The sequence below is a fragment of the Massilia antarctica genome, from assembly GCF_015689335.1.
Lineage (GTDB): Bacteria > Pseudomonadota > Gammaproteobacteria > Burkholderiales > Burkholderiaceae_D > Telluria_A > Telluria_A antarctica.
Window position 1 is genome coordinate 544,618 of record NZ_CP065053.1, and the last position, 17,164, is coordinate 561,781.

At 65.7% G+C, this 17,164-nt stretch carries 12 protein-coding genes and 1 pseudogene; 8 read left to right on the forward strand and 5 right to left on the reverse strand.

Annotation, left to right across the window (positions count from 1 at the left end; all coding sequences use genetic code 11):
• The first annotated feature begins 72 nt into the window (after nucleotides 1–72).
• The 4 genes from IV454_RS02390 (at nucleotide 73) to IV454_RS02405 (ending at nucleotide 4,538) form a co-directional block, all read left to right on the forward strand.
• Nucleotides 73–384, forward strand: coding sequence for a VanZ family protein (locus tag IV454_RS02390; protein WP_229522021.1), 312 nt, complete (start codon nucleotides 73–75; stop codon nucleotides 382–384).
• Between the two features lie 12 nt (nucleotides 385–396).
• Nucleotides 397–1,173 carry a Crp/Fnr family transcriptional regulator gene (locus IV454_RS02395; RefSeq protein ID WP_082692181.1) on the forward strand — a complete coding sequence of 259 codons (777 nt, stop codon included), beginning with the start codon at nucleotides 397–399 and terminating at the stop codon, nucleotides 1,171–1,173.
• 623 nt (nucleotides 1,174–1,796) lie between these two features.
• Entirely contained in the window at nucleotides 1,797–3,014 is a 1,218-nt protein-coding gene (locus IV454_RS02400) for an alginate O-acetyltransferase AlgX-related protein (RefSeq protein WP_206090040.1), read from the forward strand.
• Nucleotides 3,015–3,104: 90 nt separating this feature from the next.
• Nucleotides 3,105–4,538 carry an MBOAT family O-acyltransferase gene (locus IV454_RS02405; RefSeq protein ID WP_206090041.1) on the forward strand — a complete coding sequence of 478 codons (1,434 nt, stop codon included), beginning with the start codon at nucleotides 3,105–3,107 and terminating at the stop codon, nucleotides 4,536–4,538.
• 42 nt (nucleotides 4,539–4,580) lie between these two features.
• Here IV454_RS02405 and cysC read toward each other — a convergent pair.
• The 3 genes and pseudogenes from cysC to IV454_RS02420 form a co-directional block, all read right to left on the reverse strand.
• Nucleotides 4,581–5,162 (reverse strand): annotated as a pseudogene (cysC, locus tag IV454_RS02410) (adenylyl-sulfate kinase); the annotation flags it as partial.
• A 26-nt stretch (nucleotides 5,163–5,188) separates the two neighbouring features.
• Nucleotides 5,189–5,458: a hypothetical protein gene (locus IV454_RS02415; RefSeq protein ID WP_206090043.1), complete on the reverse strand. Its 270-nt coding sequence runs from the start codon at nucleotides 5,456–5,458 to the stop codon at nucleotides 5,189–5,191.
• A gap of 272 nt (nucleotides 5,459–5,730) precedes the next feature.
• Nucleotides 5,731–6,876 (reverse strand): acyltransferase family protein, encoded by a 1,146-nt coding sequence (locus IV454_RS02420; protein ID WP_206090044.1) that lies wholly within the window; start codon nucleotides 6,874–6,876, stop codon nucleotides 5,731–5,733.
• A 308-nt stretch (nucleotides 6,877–7,184) separates the two neighbouring features.
• On the opposite strand from IV454_RS02420, the gene IV454_RS02425 reads away from it, so the two are divergent.
• From IV454_RS02425 to IV454_RS02440, 4 genes are read left to right on the forward strand one after another with little or no spacing between them, the layout of a single operon-like run.
• Nucleotides 7,185–7,985: an ABC transporter permease gene (locus tag IV454_RS02425; RefSeq protein ID WP_282961398.1), complete on the forward strand. Its 801-nt coding sequence runs from the start codon at nucleotides 7,185–7,187 to the stop codon at nucleotides 7,983–7,985.
• Complete coding sequence (locus tag IV454_RS02430; RefSeq protein ID WP_206090045.1) at nucleotides 7,985–9,205, forward strand: ABC transporter ATP-binding protein; 1,221 nt, start codon at nucleotides 7,985–7,987, stop codon at nucleotides 9,203–9,205. Before IV454_RS02425 ends, IV454_RS02430 begins: the two co-directional genes overlap by 1 nt.
• Nucleotides 9,202–10,668: a class I SAM-dependent methyltransferase gene (locus IV454_RS02435; protein ID WP_206090046.1), complete on the forward strand. Its 1,467-nt coding sequence runs from the start codon at nucleotides 9,202–9,204 to the stop codon at nucleotides 10,666–10,668. Before IV454_RS02430 ends, IV454_RS02435 begins: the two co-directional genes overlap by 4 nt.
• Nucleotides 10,668–14,447 carry a glycosyltransferase gene (locus IV454_RS02440; RefSeq protein ID WP_206090047.1) on the forward strand — a complete coding sequence of 1,260 codons (3,780 nt, stop codon included), beginning with the start codon at nucleotides 10,668–10,670 and terminating at the stop codon, nucleotides 14,445–14,447. Before IV454_RS02435 ends, IV454_RS02440 begins: the two co-directional genes overlap by 1 nt.
• 21 nt (nucleotides 14,448–14,468) lie before the next feature.
• On the opposite strand, the gene IV454_RS02445 is transcribed toward IV454_RS02440, so the two are convergent.
• Nucleotides 14,469–15,680 carry an alginate O-acetyltransferase AlgX-related protein gene (locus IV454_RS02445; protein WP_206090048.1) on the reverse strand — a complete coding sequence of 404 codons (1,212 nt, stop codon included), beginning with the start codon at nucleotides 15,678–15,680 and terminating at the stop codon, nucleotides 14,469–14,471.
• Nucleotide 15,681: 1 nt separating this feature from the next.
• Nucleotides 15,682–17,091: an MBOAT family O-acyltransferase gene (locus tag IV454_RS02450; protein WP_206090049.1), complete on the reverse strand. Its 1,410-nt coding sequence runs from the start codon at nucleotides 17,089–17,091 to the stop codon at nucleotides 15,682–15,684.
• Nucleotides 17,092–17,164 lie beyond the last annotated feature (73 nt).

Here is a 17,164-nt window from a genome sequence, read left to right on the forward strand (position 1 = left end):
GGATACCCCGCGGGATACCCCGGCGCTGGCGGACCGACTGTTGATGTGGATATGATGACTTGGGAATTGATTGTGTTTTTACTCGCGACGGTGGCCATCGTAGCGGGCTGTCTGGTACCCAACGAATGGCTGCCGCCCTTGCCGAACGACAAGCTCCTGCACTTCCTGGCGTTCGGCCTGCTTGCGCTCTTGATGGCACGCATGGTTCCGGGCGGCTGGTTCCTGCAGCTTTGCCTGCTGGGCTTGCTGGGCGCCGCCCTCCTCATCGAAATCCTGCAGAATCTAGTACCAGGAAGAGCGTTTTGCTGGCGCGACATGGCGGCCAATGCCGCCGGCATCGCGACGGTGGCGCTGTGCGCGCCGCTCGCGCATGCCTATCTATGACGGAATCAGTGCATGAGTATAAATAATTTCATCGTTACCGCAACCAAGAACGGGGTTCCGCTCGGGCCCGAGGATGCCTCGGTCATGCCGGTGCCCAAGGATTCGCAGAACAAGGTCAGCGTCCAGATCCACCTGCGCAAGATTCCCCTGCTGGCCCAGCTGAGCGAGGAAGAAATGCGCCAGGTCATGACCGACCTGCGCATCCGCACCTACGCCAAGCGCGACGTGGTGCTGCAAAAGGGCGCCAGCGGCGACAGCCTGCTGTTTTTACTGTCGGGCCAGCTGCAAGTGATCGACGTGACCGAAGACGGGCGCGCGATCGGCCTGCGCATGCTCGCGCCGGGCGACTTCTTCGGCGAAATCGCCGTCATCAACGGCTCGACCCGCTCGGCCTCGGTGGTGGCCTTGAGTCCGGTGATGGTGGCGCTGCTGCCGCGCGCCACCGCGCTGCACCTGTTTTCGCATTCGCCGTCGGTGGCCAAGCACATGCTGCGCTTTTTGGCCGAGAAAGTGCAGCGCGACTCGCAATTTCGCGCGCTGCTGAGCATCCACAACACCGCCAAGCGCATCTACACCTTCCTCGAACTGATGAAGGAAAAGAAAGAGGGCGACCTGGAAGTGGTGGAAAACCTGCCGACCCACCAGGATATCGCCAACATGATCAACACCAGCCGCGAAACGGTGACCCGTACCCTGCTCGCGCTGGTGCAGCAAGGCATTATCGAAAAGGGCACGCACCGCCTGATCATCCTGAACCCGGCGGAACTGCACAAGCTGGCGCAGAACTAGGGTGTGTCTGACTAATCGGCGCGAACAGATTCCATTTCGATACCGTTAATTCGTCGTTCCCGCCTCTCCAGGAACTGGTTTCTGGATTCGATGGCGTTAGGTTCAGCGTTTTTCTGACCACAAACTTCAAGACCGTCATTCCCGCGCAGGCGGGAACCCAAGTTCGTCGAGCCGCCAGTGACTGCGGTGCGGACTTGGATGCCCGCCTGCGCGGGAAAGACGGAGCATACGTTAGCGCCATTTGGCACCGGCCTCTGACTTTGCACAGTTCCAAGAGATTCGAGGAGTTTCCTTGAAACTGGGCGCTGCGCGGGAAGTCGTTTCTGGCAGTGCCAGGAACGACGGAACAATTGTAGTTTTCCCTTCGATTCAATCAGACACACCCTAGGCGCCATGGCGGCGACACGTTTCCCTCGCTTCGACCGAAGGAAATATTGTATGATGCGTACCGTTTCATCCGGCCCATCATCGTAGTGAGGCAGGGGCGAGCCAGGGCACAGCCCATCCTGGCCGGGACGGCAAGCGCATCCCGGCAGGCGCCGCCGGTGCATGCCTCGAGAGCGCCTGCGCCACGGCAGCCGAGTCGCCCCCGCCCGACCAACCCGCAAGGAATTGCAGTCCCCATGAACGACCATCTTTCCCGAGCCGTCCTGCATCCGCGCGTGGCGCCGTGGCGCGCCCTGGCGCTGGCCCTGCGGCGCCGCAGCCGTGGCGCCCGCCATCTGCTGCGCCTGCTGCTGGTGGCGGCGATCTTCGCCGTCAGCCTGATCCCGGCCATGCCCGCACTGAACGGCTGGACCACGGAAGAGATTCCGCCGGTTCAGGAATTGCGTCCGCTGGCGGCCTATCCGAGCGCCTGGGAAGGCAGTGTCTTCGACGCCGACAAAAACTACGCGCGCTTCGAAAAAGCCTTCGCCGATCAACTGGGCTTGCGCAGCCTGATGATCCGCACCAAGAATGAAATCGACTTCCGCCTGTTCCGCACCTCGCGCCGGGTGTATTACGGCAAAAAAGGCGAGTTGTACGGCCGCAGCATCGCCGATGCCGAATTGCCGCTCACGGAAAAGGTTCTCGCTACCAAAGAGCAGCAGGATGCCTCCTATGAGGGCGTGCTGGACCTGTCGGCGCGCCTGCGCGCGGCCGGCATCACCATGGTCACGATGACGCCGGTCCAGAAGCAGTATTTCACGCGCGAGCGCTTGCCCTTCTTCGCGCCGCGGGTACCCGACGACTCGCATTTCATGCACTTTTACCAGCGCCTGAAGGCCACGCCCGAGCTGCATTTTGTCGATATCATCGCCCTGATGCATACAAACGAAGGCAAGTTCGCGCCGTTTTTCAAGCAGGATTTCCACTGGTCCGAACCGATGGCGATGGCGGCGGCGGCCGACGCGGTGCGCGTGATCGCCGAACTGGAAGGCTCGCCCCTGCGCTGGCACCACCGGCTCGAACTCGAGGTGAAGCCCTTTATCGGCGTCGAAATGCGCTTTGCCGGACGCCTGAACATGCACCAGGACGTGCTCGAGCCGCAGTTGAAGAAAACCTGGACCGATGTGCACCAGCGGCGCGAGCTCGATGCCGCCGCCACCGGCCTGGAATTTGATACTGGCAATGTCGAACGGGCCGACCTGCTGCCGCCGACCTGCTTGTACGGTAACAGTTTCAGCGACGGCATGCTGCGCGCCGGCCTGGTCGAGCACTTCCAGAAATTTACCAAGATCAGCCGCAGCCACGAACTGCACGATGTCCCGGCGCTCGTCGCCGGGCGCTGCAAATACCTGATCGTCCAGGTGCTCGACATCCAGGCCGATCGCTGGGTCGCCTTCGCCACCCGGCGCTGAACCGGAGCGCAGCCCCCGTTTCAGCGCGCCACCCGTTAACCGATAATTTTTTTGCCGCGCAGGGCCCAGGCCCGCGCCGATGGATCACCCATGGTTTTTTCTTCTCCCGGCTTTCTGTTCCTGTTCTTTCCCGTGTTTTTCGCGCTGTACTTCGTCTTGCCGCGGGCGGCGCGCAACAGTTACATCCTGTTGGCCAGCTTCGCCTTCTACATCCTGGGCGCCGGCGCCCTGACCGCAGTGGCGCTGGTGCTGCTGATGCTCAACTGGCTGCTGGGCCAGCTGATCGCCCGCCTGCGCCGCGAGCAAGCTCGCGCCGCCGCGCGGCCGGGGGCGGCCCGGCTGGCCCTGGCGGCCGGCATCGTGATGAACCTGGCGCCACTGATTTTCTTTAAATATCTGCTGTTCCTGGCCCAGGTCCTGCACGACGTGTCGGGCGCGGCGCCGTTCGCCACGGCGGCGACCTGGAAAATCGTCCTGCCGCTCGGCATTTCGTTTTACGTTTTCCATTTCCTGTCCTACCTGCTGGATGTGTACGCGCGCCGCATCGAGGCCGAAACCAGCATCCAGAAGTTCGCCATCTACATCTTTTTGTTTCCCCACCTGATCGCCGGCCCGGTGGTGCGCTACGCCGAGGTGCGCGAACAGCTCAACCTCAAGTACCGGCGCCTGGTCGGCAGCGACGTCTTCTGGGGCATGGTGATTTTCTGTATCGGCCTGGCCAAGAAAATGCTGATCGCCGACCCGCTCGGCTCGGTGGTGGACGTGGTGCACGGCCCCACGGTGGCGATGAGCACCTATGCCGCCTGGCTCGGCGCGCTATGCTATTCCTTCCAAATTTATTTCGATTTCTCGGGCTACACCGACATGGCCATCGGCATGGCGCGCATGATGGGATTCCGTTTCCCGCGCAATTTCAACCGCCCGTACGCGGCCGCCAGCATCACCGAATTCTGGCAGCGCTGGCACATGACCCTGTCGCGCTTTTTCCGCGACTATGTCTACATTCCCCTGGGCGGCAACCGGCGCGGCAACCTGGCGACCTACCGCAACAGCTTCATCGTGTTCGGCCTGTGCGCGCTCTGGCACGGGGCCGCCTATACCTTCCTGATCTGGGGCCTGGGGCATGGGGCGCTGCTGGCGTTCGAACGCGCCGGCTGGCTCAATTCGGCGCGCTGGCGCCTGGGCAGCCTTCCGGTGTTCGTGCTGGCCACCCTGCTGTGGGTGCCGTTCCGGGCCGTCGACCTGGGCCAGACCGGCAAGCTGCTGCGCGCCATGAGCGGACTCGACCCGGCGGTGCCGCTGTGGCAGGACGCCAACCGGGTGCTGGCCGATCCCAAGGTGATGTTTTTGCTGGCGCTGGCCGGCCTGATCTGCCTGCTCGGCGACAAGCCCTTCCAGCGCCTGCGCCGGCGCAGCCTGCGCCAGCCCTTGATGATGGGCGTGTACTCCTGCCTGCTGTACCTGCTGTCCTGCCTGGCAGTGGTCGAAGGCGGCTTCAATCCGTTTATTTACTTTCAGTTCTGACAGCTGCCAACGATGTCACGGCCCCACCCTAACGGGTCTTCCTCATCGCTCCAGCAGCCCGCAGCGTTCCAGATACGCCATCACCTGCGCGGTGCAAGTCTCGGCATCGTCGCGCAGCGTATCGAGCCGCACTTCCGGCTGCTGCGGCGCCTCATAGGGCGAATCGAGTCCCGTAAAATTGGGCAACTGCCCGGCGCGCGCCTTGACGTACAGGCCCTTCGGATCGCGCCGCTCGCACTCGTGCAGGGGCGCGTCGACAAAGATCTCGATGAATTCGCCGGCCGGCATCAGGCTGCGCACCAGCTCGCGGTCCGAGCGGAACGGTGAAATGAAGGCACTCAACACGATCAATCCGGCGTCCGTCATCAGGCGCGCCACTTCGCCGGCGCGGCGGATATTCTCGACCCGGTCGGCCGCGCTAAAGCCCAGGTCGCGGCACAGGCCGTGGCGCAGATTGTCGCCATCGAGCAGATAGGTATGCGCGCCGCGCGCTGCCAGGCTGTGCTCGACCATGCCGGCCACCGTGCTCTTGCCCGCGCCGGACAAGCCCGTCAACCACAATAAACAGGGATGTTGCTGCTTGCTGGCGGCCCGGCGCGCGCGGTCGACCGGGTGCTGCTGCCACGTCAGATCGGGATGGACAGGCGCGCTCATGGCGCCGCCGGCTGGTCGCACACGGTGCACACGTCGCCGTCCCAGGCCAGGTAGCCGTGGGCCTTCAGGTGCCACTTGAGCACCCCCGCTTCGACTTCATCGCAGGACGTCACGGCGCTGGCGGTGAAGCACACCTCGGCGGCGAATTGCTGGTCGAGTTCGAGCACGCCATCAACCCGGCCGCGCTCGGTCAGCACGCGCCACGGCAGGGGATTATCGTTATCGTTACGCGTATTAAAGCGGACATACACCCAGGATCGTTTCATCGTTTTCCTAAAAGTCCCGCTGCTTGTCAAGCGCCGCTGCTTGCTTATTTGTTATTTTTTTATTGGCATTGATGATAGCAGTTCATCCCGCGAGCGGCAATTCTGACGCCTGCCGTGCGGGCGAGCGCGGCGCGGCCGTTGCAAGCGTCGGCTATGACAACGGCATCGGAGCACCAATGCCATCATCGACAGCTACGGCGGCTTGAAGAAGGATGTGGAGCCTCGTCGCGGGGCGATCGCTCACGAATCGACAAAATCAAACTTGGATGATGTCATATCGGCACCACGTTCCCGCCCAATTGGGTGGACGTAGCCGCCGACGTGCCCCAACGACGCCGGATCCAGTCCTGCAGCGGCCGCTCCACATGGCGGTAGCACCAGTATGACAACACCATGGTGGCCGTCACGAAACCGAGAAACAGCCACGGCGAGCGCCACGGCACCGCATGCCCCAGCCAGCCGCAGGCGAGCGCAATATACAACTGCAGCGGAAAATGCAGCAGATAGCTGGCGTAGGTCAGGTTGCCCAGTTCGCCAAAAACACGCCGCACCCGCTCAGCGGCCGGCTGCACTCCTTGCAGGAACACATACACCAGCAGCGGCACCATCGGCACCACCACATGGTCGGCCCACACCAGGCGCAAGCGCACCGCCGCGCACACGGCCAGGAACAGCAGCGCCAGCGCGACGTTGACGATCCGGTGGCGGCGCCGGCTCCAGGGCGCCGCACGGCAGGCCGCCAGCCACACCACCCCGCCCAGGTAAAAGAACAGCAGGCATTCAAAGGCCGGCAAACCGCTTGCATAGTGCCCCAGGGCCAGCAGCGCCACCGTGGCCAGGGTCGCGCGCGCGCCCACGCCGATGCGCCGGCTCAGGAAAAAGAACAGCACGTAGGCCAGCAACTCGAGCGCCACGCTCCAGATCGGGCCATTGAAGGAGATGCTGCTCAGCAGCGGATAAAACCAGTGGCCGACCACGCCCAGTTGCAGGAAAAAACTCGGCAAGCTGTTGTCCTGATACACAAAGTACGCGGGATGGCTGGCGCGGAACAGCGCTTGCCCGAGCGCCACCAGCAGCAGGGTCAATATATGCAGCGGATACAGGCGCGAAAAGCGCAACAGCGCAAAGCGCCCGGCCTCGATCCGTCCGGCGGCGAGCGCCTCGCCATACTTCCAGAAAAAAATGAAACCGGAGATGCTCCAGAACACTTGCACGCCGAACTTGCCGTAATGGTAGAAGGTCGACAGGGCGCCGTAGAACGGTTCTTCCCGGTTATCGAACTCGAAGGGCACCGCGCCCACGAAGGAGAAATGCTGGTAATGCCAGAACAGCACGGCCAGCGCACTGGCAAAGCGCAGCAGGTCGATCCCGGCCAGGTTCAGGGCAAGGGGTGGGGAAACGGTATCGTGAGTGTGCATCGTAGAAAAACATCTGGAGTAGTTGCAAGATTATACAGCGCCGCGACGCCGCCATTGCGGGCCGCCGGCCGCCCGGATGCGCCGTTGTAGCCCAAAAGCTGCATGCTATAATCTTCCGCCCCGCAGCCCCGGCACGACCAGGCGCGGAGCGGCGCGGCCGGTCGCGGCGCCGGCCCGCGGGCTGGTGGCGGGCACGAGCTGTTATTTCCCCATTTGCTAAACAAAACGACCCACACCATGACCCTGCCGTTCGCCGCCTGTGCGCCTGCGCTTCCCATCAGCTTGCACGCGCGCCGCGCCCCGCGCGCATGATCTCGCTGTCGATGTTCCGCGGCGTCTGGCGCTACCGCGGCTTCGTGCTCGGCAGCGTCAAGCGCGAATTCCAGTCCAAGTACCGCAACTCGCTGTTCGGCGCGCTCTGGACCGTGCTCAACCCGCTGGCCATGATCACCGTCTATACCGTGATCTTTTCCGAAGTCATGGGTAGCCGCCTGCAGGGGGTCGACAAGGCCTTCGCCTATAGCATCTACCTGTGCGCCGGCGCCCTGACCTGGGGTTTGTTCGCCGAAATCACCACGCGCGCGCAAACCGTGTTCATCGAAAACGCTAACCTGATCAAGAAGCTGCAGTTTCCGCGCATCTGCCTGCCGATCATCGTGGTGCTCAACGCCTGCGTCAACTTCGCCATCATCTTCGGCCTGTTTACCCTGTTCCTGGTCTGGTCCGGCACCTTTCCGGGCGCGGTCTACCTGCTGCTGTTCCCGGTGCTGGCGCTGCAAATCCTGTTTTCGATCGGGCTGGGCATGGTGCTCGGTGTCCTGAATGTGTTTTTCCGCGACGTCGGCCAGTTCTTTTCGATCCTGCTGCAATTCTGGTTCTGGTTTACCCCCATCGTGTATCCGGTCACGGCGCTGCCCAAACCGATCCGCGAGCTGCTCGTGTTCAATCCCATGGCGGCCGTGATCGGCGCCTACCAGACCATCCTGGTGCACGGGCGCGCGCCCGACTGGGCCGGCCTGCTGCCGATTGCCATACTCACCGTGCTGTGCTGCATGATGGGTCTTTTACTGTTCCGCAAGCGCTCCGGCGAAATGGTGGATGAACTCTGATGGGTACCATACGCGTCAATCAACTGGGCAAGGCCTACAAACAATACAGCAACCGCTGGGGCCGCCTGGTGGAATGGGTCCTGCCCTTCCTCGGCCAGCGCCACCGCCTGAAATGGGTGATCCAGGATGTCAGCTTCCAGCTCGCGCCCGGCGAAGCGGTCGGCATCATCGGCATCAACGGGGCCGGCAAGAGCACCTTGTTGAAACTGATCACCGGCACCACCACCCCGACCACGGGCAGCGTCCAGATCACCGGGCGGGTGGCGGCCCTGCTCGAACTGGGCATGGGTTTCCATCCCGATTTCAGCGGGCGCCAGAACTGCTTCATGGCCGGCCAGTTGATCGGCCTGACGGTCGATGAAATCGCCACCCTGATGCCCGAGATCGAAGCGTTCGCCGACATCGGCGAGTACATCGACCAGCCGGTGCGCGTGTATTCCTCGGGCATGCAGATGCGCCTGGCCTTCAGCGTGGCCACTGTCAAGCGGCCCGACGTGCTGATCGTCGATGAGGCGCTATCGGTGGGCGATGCCTGGTTCCAGCACAAGAGTTTCGAACGCATCCGCCAGTTCCAGAAGCTCGGCACCACCTTGCTCATCGTCAGCCACGACCGCGCCGCGATCCAGTCGATCTGCGAACGCGCCCTGCTGCTCGACGGCGGCCGCCTGGCTTCGCAAGGCAGCCCGGAACAGGTGATGGATTACTACAACGCCCTGATCGCCGCGCGCGACGGTGCCGGGGTCGAGCAGGTCGTCACAGAGGCCGGCCGCACCCAGACCAGTTCCGGCACCGGCGAAGCGAGCGTGACCCGCATCACCCTGGAAGACGAGGCCGGGCGCCCCCTGGAAACGGTCAACGTCGGCGCCGCCGTCACCCTGTGCGTGCAAGTGAAGGTGCACGCGCCGGTGGCGCGCCTGGTGCTCGGCTACATGATCAAGGACCGCCTCGGCCAGCAGATGTACGGCACCAACACCCACCACATGGACATGGCGCTGCACGACGTGGCCCCCGGCGAGGAAATCACCTTCCGCTTCGCCTTCCCGCTCAATCTGGGCGAAGGCAGCTATTCGCTCACCACCGCGCTCACCAGCACCGAAACCCATTTGGGCGACAACTACGAGTGGCGCGACCTGGCCTTCCTGTTCATCGTGATGAATATGAACCGCCGACAATTCGTCGGCACCAACTGGCTTGAGCCGCGCGTGGAGATCCTGCGATGAGCGACAATTTTTACCGTGCCTTCGAAGACCGCTACCGCGGTTCGCGCGAGCTGATTACGACGCGCCTGACCAGCTACGCGCCCTTCTACGCGCCGCTGGCGGCGCTGTATCCGGGCGGCGCCGTGCTCGATCTCGGGTGCGGACGCGGCGAATGGCTCGAACTGCTGGGCGGGCAAGGCTTCGCCCCGTTCGGCGTCGACCTCGACGCCGGCATGCTGGCGGCCTGCCGCGAACGCGGCCTGCACGCCGAACTGACCGACGCCCTCTCCGCCCTGCGCGCCAGGGCGGACGCCAGCGTGGCCATGGTCTCGGCCTTCCACCTGGTCGAGCACATTCCATTCGACCAGGTCCAGCTCCTGATCGCCGAAGCGCTGCGCGTGCTGCTGCCGGGCGGCCTGTTGATCATGGAAACGCCCAATCCCGAAAACCTGGTGGTCGGCGCGTCCAGCTTCTACATGGACCCCTCGCACCTGAAACCGATTCCGTCACCGCTGCTCGAATTCGTGACGGGCTTTGCCGGCTTCCCGCGCCACAAGGTGCTGCGCCTGCAGGAAGCGGCGCAGCTGCACACCGATGCGCCGATCGGCTTGATCAACGTGCTCGATGGCGTCAGCCCCGATTACGCGGTGGTGGGCCAGAAGGATGCGCCGTCCGAGGCGCTGGCCGCGTTCGAAGCGCCCTTCGCCGCCAAATTCGGCATCGGCCTGTCCGACCTGGCGCTGCGTTTCGAGGAGCAGGATAACCGGCGCCGCACCGAACTGCATGCCTCGATCGACCGCGTCGAGCACGCGCTGCAGGCCGGCCTGGTCTCGCTCGACGCCGCGCACCAGGGCGTGGCGCGGGTGGCGAGCGGGGTCGATCACCTGCGCCAGCGCCAGGACATGGCCGAACCGATCCTGCAGCGGGTCGGCCCGAATGCCGACCGCCTGGCCGAGCTGCAAGGGCAGATGGTGCAGCAAGTCCAGCTGGCGCTGCAGGTCCAGACCCAGTTCCAGGCCCATAACGGGCAGGTCCAGGGCCAGCTCGATGCGCTCGGACATCGCATCGGCGTGGCCGAAGCGCGCGCCCAGCAGGCCGACGCCCACGTGGCAGCCATGCTGGCCAGCACCTCCTGGAGAGTGACGGCGCCGCTGCGCATGGTGGCGGGCAGCGCCTACCGCCTGGGCAGCGCCGCGCGCGACGGGCGCCTGGCGAGCGGCGCGAAACGGCGCCTGGCAGGGCCGCTGCTGACCTTCATGCGCGCCATGCTGCGCCGCCCGCGCGTCAAGCGGATGGCGCTGACGGTACTGCGGCGCTTTCCCGGCCTGCATGCGCGCCTGTACGGCATTCTGCGGCGCGGCAATGCGCCGCCGGCGCCGCCGGCCGCCGCGCCCACCCACGGCAGCAGCGCGGCCGACCTGTCGCCGCGCGAGCAGCGCATGTACCACGAACTCAAACAAGCCATGGAAGCAAGGAATAAGTGATGCGGATTGTGATCGACCTGCAGGGCGCCCAGTCGGAGAGCCGTTTTCGCGGCATCGGCCGTTATTCCCTGGCCCTGGCGCTGGGCGTGGCGCGCAACGCCGGCGAGCATGAAGTCTGGCTGGTCCTGAACGGCGCGCTGGGCGGCGCCATCGCCGAACTGCGGCGCGCCTTTGCCGGCCTGGTGCCGCCCGAACGCATCCGCGTGTTCGACATCGTCGGCCCGGTCGCCGAAATCGACGAAGGCAACAGCGCGCGCTGCCGCGCGGCGGAACTGATGCGCGAGCATTTCATCGCCCGCCTGCAGCCCGACGCGGTGCTGGTCACCAGCCTGTTCGAAGGCTTCGTCGACGATGCCGTGGTGTCGGTCGGCGCCTTCGACGGCGCCGAACGCACGGCGGTGGTGCTGTACGACCTGATCCCGTTTTTAAATCCCGCCGCCTACCTCGGCAGCCAGACCCAGCGCACCTACTACGAGCGCAAGATCGCCTCGCTGCGCAAGGCCGGCCTGCTGCTGTCGATCTCGGACTACTCGCGCCAGGAAGCGATCGACGCCCTCGGCCTGGCACCCGGATCGGTCACCGCCATCTCCACCGCGGTCGACGACAGCTTCCGCCCGTCCGACAGCACCCCCGAACAACTGGCCGAACAAACGGCCGAACTGCGGGCGCGCTTCGGCATCACGCGCCAGATGCTGATGTACGCGCCGGGCGGCTTCGACGCGCGCAAGAACATCGATGGCCTGATCACCGCCTACTGCCTGCTGCCGCCGGCCCTGCGCGACCCCCACCAGCTGCTCATCGCCAGCAAGATGGGCGAGCGCGAACGCGCCGAGCTGGTGGCCCACGCGGCCAAGCGCGGCCTCGAAAAGGACCAGCTGATCCTGACCGGCTATGTCAGCGACGCCGACCTGATTCGCCTGTACCAGGCCGCCGCCCTGTTCATCTTCCCCTCGCGCCACGAAGGCTTCGGCCTGCCGGCGCTCGAAGCGATGGCCTGCGGCGCGCTGGTCATCGGCGCCAACAACACCAGCATCCCCGAAGTGGTGGGCTGCGCCGAAGCGCTGTTCGACGCCGACCGTCCGCAATCGATCGCCGAAAAAATCGCCCAGGTGCTGCAAGACCCGGCCATGCAGGAACGCCTGCGCGTGCACGGGCGCGCCCAGGCCGCGCGCTTTTCGTGGGACGCGAGCGCCACCAAGGCCCTGCGCGCGCTCGAAGCGCGCTTCGGCGACGTGCCCGCGCCGGTGGTGCCGCTGCCGGCCAAGCGGCCGCGCCTGGCGTTCGTCTCGCCGCTGCCGCCCGAGCGCACCGGCATCGCCGACTACGCGGCCCAGGTGCTGCCGGCCATGATGGAACACTACGACATCGAACTGATCGTCCAGCAGGACAAGGTGGTGCTGCCGCCATCCCTGGCCGCCCTGCCGCGCCGCAGCGCCGCCTGGTTCGACCAGAACGCCGGCCAGTTCGACCGCATCCTCTACCAGTTCGGTAACAGCCCCTTCCACAGCCACATGTTCGGGCTGCTGGCGCGCCATCCTGGCGTGGTGGTGCTGCACGACTTTTTCATCAGCAGCGTGCTGGCCTACGAACAGATGAACGGCGCGATTCCCAACGGCTGGACCGACGCCCTCTACGAAGGCCACGGCATGGCCGCACTGCTGGCCGGGCTGGACCCGGCGCGCGCGCTCGACGCCCGCAATCAGTATCCGTGCAACCTGGCCGTGCTGCGCCAGGCGCGCCGCGTGGTGGTCCATTCGCAGCATGCGCGCGAACTGGCGCGCCAGTGGTACGGACCGCTGGCCGCGGGCGACTGGAGCGTGGTGCCGCTGCCGCGCGCCCTGCCGCAGGCCGAGGACCGCGCTAGCGCCCGGCGCGCCCTGGGCATCGCCGACGACGTGTTTTTGGTGTGCAGCTTCGGCTTCGTGGCGCACACCAAGCATAGCCAGGAATTGCTCGACGCCTGGATCGGCTCGACCCTGCACGCCAACCCGCGCTGCGAACTGGTGCTGGTCGGCGCCAACGATGGCGGCGAGTATGGCGTGACGATCAACGCCACCCTGGCCGGCGCCGGCGGCAAGCGCATGCGCATCGCCGGCTGGACCGACGAAGCGGTGTACCACCAGTATCTGCAGGCGGCCGACGTCGGCGTGCAACTGCGCTGCCAGTCGCGCGGCGAAACCTCGGCCGCGGTGCTCGACTGCCTGAACTACGGGCTGGCGACCATCGTCAACGCCAACGGTTCGATGGCCGAACTGCCGCAGGATGCGGTATGGGGCTTACCCGACCAGTTCAGCATGGCGCAGCTGCGTGATGCGCTGGAAGGCTTGCACGCCGATCCGGCCCGCCGCAGCGCGCTGGGCGCACGCGCGCGCACCCTGCTCCATACGGTGCACAGCCCCGCCCACAGCGCGCGCCTGTATGCCGAGGCGCTGGAATCGACCTATGCGCCGGCGGCCGCTTCGCGCGGCGCCCTGCTGGCGGCGCTGGCGGACCAGCCTTCGCTGCATGCCGACGACGCGCTGGTGCGGCGCAGCGCCCAGTGCCTGGCCGCGCTGCCGGAAGCGCTGGCGCCGCGCCAGCTGCTGGTCGACGTCACATCGATCGCGCGCCACGACCTCAAGACCGGGATCGAACGGGTGGTGCGCATGCAGCTCATCGAGCTGCTGGCGCGGGTCGAACCGGGCCTGCGCATCGAACCGGTGTACCTGGCCGACCAGGATGGGCGCTGCGAATACCGCTACGCGCGCGACTATGCGCGCCGCCTGTTCGGCATCGATTGCCCGCTGCCGCCCGACCAGGCGGTCGACGTGCAGGCGGGCGACCGCTTCTACAGCGCCGACTACGCGCCGGGCGCCATCATGGCCGCCGCGCGCAAGGGCATGTACGCGCACTGGCGCGCGCGCGGGGTCGAAGTCAATTTCCTGATCCACGACCTGCTGCCGGTGCTGCGCCCCGAATTCTTCCCCGAAGGCGCCGATCACGGCCATGCCGCCTGGCTGGCCTGCATCGCCGGCCAGGCCGACCGCCTGGTGTGCATTTCGGACGCCGTGCGCAATGAACTGCAAGCCTGGCTGGAACACACCCGGCCCGAGGTCCACGGCCAAGTGAAGCTGGCGGTGCTGCACCACGGCGCCGATATCGGCGGTGCGCAAGCCATTCCCGCGCCTGCCGCCGCGCGCGTGGCGGCGGCCACGGGCGGCCCGGCCACCTTCCTGATGGTCGGCACCATCGAGCCGCGCAAGGGCCACCTGCAGGCGCTCGACGCCTTCGAGCAGCTGTGGCGCGAGGGCGTGGACGCGAACCTGGTGATCGTCGGCGCCGAAGGCTGGACGCCGCTGCCCGATGGCGCGCGGCGCACCATTCCGCGCATCGTCGAACGCCTGCGCGGCCATCCGCAACTGGGGCAGCGCCTGCAATGGCTCAAGGGGATCGGCGACGCCGAACTGCTCGACCTGTACCAGAACAGTTCCTGCCTGCTGGTGCCGAGCGAAGGGGAAGGCTTCGGCCTGCCGCTGATCGAAGCGGCGCGCTATGGCTTGCCGGTGCTGGCGCGCGACATTCCGGTGTTCCGCGAAGTAGCGGGCGAACACGCCGCCTATTTCAGCGGCATGGACGGCGCGGACCTGGCGGCGGCGCTGCGCGAGTGGCTGGAACAGCACGGCACCGGCACGGCGCCGGCGTCGAGCGGCATGCCTTGGATTACCTGGCGCGAAAACGCCGCCCAGCTGCTCGACGTGCTGGCCGGACGGCGCCAGGAAGTGCGCTGGCCAGCCGCCTGACACGGCCGCCGGCGCGCGCCGCTAGCTGGCCGGTACCGGCACCGGCACCGGCAGCATGCGCTCGGTGGCGTAGCGCAGTACGTCCTTGTACATGGCGCCGGCGTCGTGGTACAGCAGCAGGATGTCGGTGCCGGCCGGATCGCGGTACATATACGTCTTGAGCTGCTCGAGCTGCGCCGGCGAAAGCCGGTCGCCATTGTTCGTCGCGAACTGCTCGACCTCACGGTAGTAGCGCGAATACCAGGGCGAGATCTTCGAGCCGAAGGAATCGGAAATGATCAGCAGGCGGCGCGCCGGCGCTTGCGGATTGCTGAAACGGCTCACGTCGCGCAGCAGCTTGCCCGCCTCCACCTCTGGAAAACAGCTCTCCCCCCAGCAGCCCTTCACGTGCGATCCTTCCAGGTCCGGTTCCACCGTCTCGCTTTGCAGCGGCACGCCGTCGAACAGATGCGACACGTCCGAATACTCCAGGTGCTTCTTGATCCGCAGCGGCGGCGCCTGGTCGAGCGGGCGTTGCCAGAAAGTGCTCAGGCTCAGGCGCGCGATCTGGTCGAGTCCCTCGCCGGTCCAGTGGAACCAGGTTTTCGGAAACAGGGTCGCGCTCTTCTTGATCTCGCGCGCCTGCTCGAGCGGGAACAGGATCGAGGCCGCCGCCGTGGCATTGAGCGTGTGCGAGGCCAGCATGGTCCTGACCGGCGTGTCGCTGCCCATGCAGCGCGGCGCCAGCCAGCGCGGCAAGTCTTCCGGATAAACCACCGGGGACGATGGCGCGATCAAGAGCTTGGGCGCCAGCCCGGCCGCCCGGTAGGAATCGAACAGCTGGTTGATGTAGGGCGCGATTTTCGGATTGAGCACCGCGCCGGCGCAAGTGGCCCGGATGGCCTGAAACGGCAGCTCGTCGGGACCGTGGGCGGCCAGGAAGTAGCGTCCATTGCGTCCGCTCGCCATCTGCACCGACGGGAATTCGTGAAACACCGCGAAGCGCATGCGATTGTTCAGCTTCACCAGGTCGTTGCGGTAGCCGAAATGGTCGTTGACCCAGTTGGTGAGCTGGCCCGGGGCCTCGCGCAACTGCCGCCACGAAACGGGGGGCGCCGGCAGTTGCGCCAGATTGGGATCGTTCGGCTTGGTGCGGGCGTCGTACACCGATACCACGGCCGGCACGGCCAGCACGGCCACCACGGCCAGCTTCATCGCGTGCCGGCCCAGCCATGTGAGTACAGAGTTGCCCATGTCAGAAGCGGAAATAAATGAAGGGGTTGTAGGTACCGGCGGCCAGGCTGCCGATGCACAGCAGCGCCAGGGCCGCGGTCGATGCCAGATGGCCGCCTTGGGCCAGCAGCGCCGGCATGCGCGCGCCGCCCCCGCCCGTTTGCGGCGGCGCCGAAGCGCGCCAGCGCCAGCAGGCCAGCACGATGCCCGCCACCAGCGCCACCTGCGAGGTATTCGGTAGATCCAGGCGCCAGGTATGCAGCAGGGCCTGGCCGTCATGGCCGCCGAACATGCTGCCAAGGTAGCGCAGCGCGTAAGGCACGTCGGGGGCGCGGAAAAAGACCCAGCCGATCATCACGCACAGCATGGTCCAGGCCTGCGCCACGAAAGCGGGCAGGCGCGCGAGCACGGTGGCGCCGCCCAGGCGTTCGAGCACCAGCAGGGCGCCGTGCCACGCGCCCCAGATCACGAACGTCCAGGCCGCGCCATGCCACAGGCCGCACAGCAGGAACACCAGCGCCAGGTTGAAGTAGGTGCGCAGCGCAGAGACCCGGTTGCCGCCGAGGGGAATGTACAGGTAGTCGCGGAACCAGGTCGACAGGCTGATGTGCCAGCGGCGCCAGAAATCGGTGATCGACAGCGCCGCGTACGGACGGTTGAAATTGGGCGGATAGGTAAAGCCGAGCATGTGGCCGATCCCGATCGCCATGTTCGAGTAGCCGGCGAAGTCGAACAGGATCTGGATCGAATAGCAGGCGATGCCCATCCAGGCGGTGATGGCGTTGAGTTCCACCGGATCGACCGCGAAAATGCGGTCGGCAGCCAGCCCCACGTAATTGGCGATCAGGATTTTCTGGGCCAGGCCCAGCACGAACTGGCGAAATCCCTTCCAGATGCGGGCATTGTCCAGGGTGCGGTGATCGACTTCATCGGCGATCTGGGCGTAGCGCACGATCGGACCGGCGATCAGTTGCGGGAACATGGCCTTGTACATGGCAAAGCGCAAAAAGCTGCCTTGCGCGGCGATGTCGCGCCGGTACACGTCGATCAGGTAGGAAATACCCTGGAAGGTGAAGAAGGAAATCCCCAGCGGCAGCACGATGGCCGGCAGCGCGCCGTCGCGCAAGTGCAGCGCCTGCAGGATGCCGGCGAAAAAGCCCAGGTATTTATAGTAGGCCAGCATGGCCAGGTTGAGCGCCACCCCCACCGCCAGCAAGCTCTTGCGCTGCGGTCCGGCGCGCGCGATCAGGTAGCCGACGCTGTAATTGAGAAAAGCCGAGAGCAGCAGCAGCGGCACGAAGCGCGGCTCGCCCCAGGCATAAAACAGCAGGCTGCCGACCAGCAAGACCGTGTTTTTCCAGGGAAGGACGTAATACAGCAGCAGAAAGCCGGGAAGAAAATAGAAAAGAAAGACGGCCGAACTGAATACCATAGAGTGTCTCGTGAGATGGAAACCGCGGCAACGGCGGAGCCGGATTAACCCGTCATTATACATTGCCATGTCA

What these genes read in the sequence shown, in the direction of transcription:
- IV454_RS02395 (WP_082692181.1), top strand. Translation starts at nt 397, where the DNA reads ATGAGTATAAATAATTTCATCGTTACCGCAACCAAGAACGGGGTTCCG.
- IV454_RS02400 (WP_206090040.1), top strand. Translation starts at nt 1,797, where the DNA reads ATGAACGACCATCTTTCCCGAGCCGTCCTGCATCCGCGCGTGGCGCCG.
- IV454_RS02405 (WP_206090041.1), top strand. Translation starts at nt 3,105, where the DNA reads ATGGTTTTTTCTTCTCCCGGCTTTCTGTTCCTGTTCTTTCCCGTGTTT.
- IV454_RS02415 (WP_206090043.1), bottom strand. Translation starts at nt 5,458, where the DNA reads ATGAAACGATCCTGGGTGTATGTCCGCTTTAATACGCGTAACGATAAC.
- IV454_RS02420 (WP_206090044.1), bottom strand. Translation starts at nt 6,876, where the DNA reads ATGCACACTCACGATACCGTTTCCCCACCCCTTGCCCTGAACCTGGCC.
- IV454_RS02425 (WP_282961398.1), top strand. Translation starts at nt 7,185, where the DNA reads ATGATCTCGCTGTCGATGTTCCGCGGCGTCTGGCGCTACCGCGGCTTC.
- IV454_RS02430 (WP_206090045.1), top strand. Translation starts at nt 7,985, where the DNA reads ATGGGTACCATACGCGTCAATCAACTGGGCAAGGCCTACAAACAATAC.
- IV454_RS02435 (WP_206090046.1), top strand. Translation starts at nt 9,202, where the DNA reads ATGAGCGACAATTTTTACCGTGCCTTCGAAGACCGCTACCGCGGTTCG.
- IV454_RS02440 (WP_206090047.1), top strand. Translation starts at nt 10,668, where the DNA reads ATGCGGATTGTGATCGACCTGCAGGGCGCCCAGTCGGAGAGCCGTTTT.
- IV454_RS02445 (WP_206090048.1), bottom strand. Translation starts at nt 15,680, where the DNA reads ATGGGCAACTCTGTACTCACATGGCTGGGCCGGCACGCGATGAAGCTG.
- IV454_RS02450 (WP_206090049.1), bottom strand. Translation starts at nt 17,091, where the DNA reads ATGGTATTCAGTTCGGCCGTCTTTCTTTTCTATTTTCTTCCCGGCTTT.